The following is a 1285-nucleotide window of genomic DNA, read 5'->3' as shown; positions in this document are numbered from 1 at the left end:
ATAAAGTTTTATGAGAGATGAAGGAGATGAGGATTAAGTGGACAGGAGAGCAAGAAAAGCAAGAAGAAGTCTATGACACGTTTATGATGATGGTGGAGTTCTGACCATGGAAAACGCAACAGTGCTTTAGGTGAAGAAAAGAGGCAATGATAAAATTTTATGGGAGATGAAGTTTTATGAGAGATGAAGGAGATGAGGATTAAGTGGACAGGAGAGCAAGAAAAGCAAGAAGAAGTCTATGGCGTTATTCATTTCTCCGTTGAAAAAAGCTTTAGAGGTTGGAAGAAATAACCTAGAAACAAGAAAGCAATGCATAAACAAAATGTAAGGGAGAAAAATGCTTATAATCGTTCTGCACTTCATATTCTTCATGGTTTTATTACGGATGATCCTTTTCTTAAAGGAGTCGTTGTTATGCTGATGCAAGATGCGAGAATGTATAACAAGATGGTTTTGGCAATGGAGAAAGCATAAAAGAGGCTCTATAGCAGTTGAGGGACTATGAAAGAGTTTTCATGAGAAAAGGGGAAGAGAATGAAGCTCAAGAATTCAACACTGGATAAAGAACCGCGTAAAAATCTGCACCCTTTTTCGTTTGAACAAGCGTTTCTCTCTTTGAGAGATTATAGAAATAATCTTCTGTAGTGGGGCTATCATTGTACTGTGCAGAATAGCCCTTTTTATACCAATTCTGGCAGAGTGGAAGTTGACAATGGGCCAGGAATACACACTTTTTGCTGTTTTGGTGTTCTTGGAAGTGATAACGGTGGGGGTTATTGCCTTTATACCGGTTATGTTAATCCTTTATATAATATTGGGGCATTCGTTGAAAAAAATATTCAGAAATTGGAAGAAGCAATCTGGCACAAGACAAAGTGGTCAATCAACAAGACAAGTCGTATAAAGGGGCTATAGAGGGAAAAGGAAGAGTGTTTTATCTTATCACCTCTTTTTTCGGTCGAGAGGGTTTCGCCGATAAAGGGCTGATCTTGTCCGCTTTTTCATTCTCTATTATTTGGGGCAGAGTGGTCTTTATTATTTTCCATGATCATGTTTATTTTGCTCCTGGCTGATTCTGTAGTCAAGGGGGGGGTGAAAATGGATGACAGAATGAGCAAGGGACTAGAGTGCTTAAAGAAAACGAGACAATGCTTTGAGTCCTTATGTGAGGAAAAGAGGCAATGATAAAATTTTATGGGACATAAAGTTTTATGAGAGATGAAGAAGATGAGGATTAAGTGGACAGGAGAGCAAGAAAAGCAAGAAGAAGTCTATGACACGTTTA

The 1285-nt window shown here is 38.4% G+C and carries 2 protein-coding genes; both read left to right on the top strand.

What is annotated here, in order from left to right; genetic code table 11:
• Positions 1-309 precede the first annotated feature (309 nt).
• Positions 310-474, top strand: coding sequence for a hypothetical protein (locus HNQ69_RS07585; RefSeq protein ID WP_183229410.1), 165 nt, complete (start codon positions 310-312; stop codon positions 472-474).
• Positions 475-712: 238 nt separating this feature from the next.
• A complete protein-coding gene (locus HNQ69_RS08115) occupies positions 713-904 on the top strand; it encodes a hypothetical protein (protein WP_246348572.1) in 192 nt (63 codons plus the stop codon).
• Positions 905-1285: the final 381 nt, after the last annotated feature.

Source organism: Bartonella callosciuri, from assembly GCF_014203215.1.
Classification (GTDB): domain Bacteria; phylum Pseudomonadota; class Alphaproteobacteria; order Rhizobiales; family Rhizobiaceae; genus Bartonella; species Bartonella callosciuri.
The sequence above is the reverse complement of the archived record's forward strand: the minus strand, read 5'-3'. Positions and strand labels throughout refer to the sequence as shown.

What these genes read in the sequence shown, in the direction of transcription:
- HNQ69_RS07585 (WP_183229410.1), top strand. Translation starts at nt 310, where the DNA reads ATGCATAAACAAAATGTAAGGGAGAAAAATGCTTATAATCGTTCTGCA.
- HNQ69_RS08115 (WP_246348572.1), top strand. Translation starts at nt 713, where the DNA reads ATGGGCCAGGAATACACACTTTTTGCTGTTTTGGTGTTCTTGGAAGTG.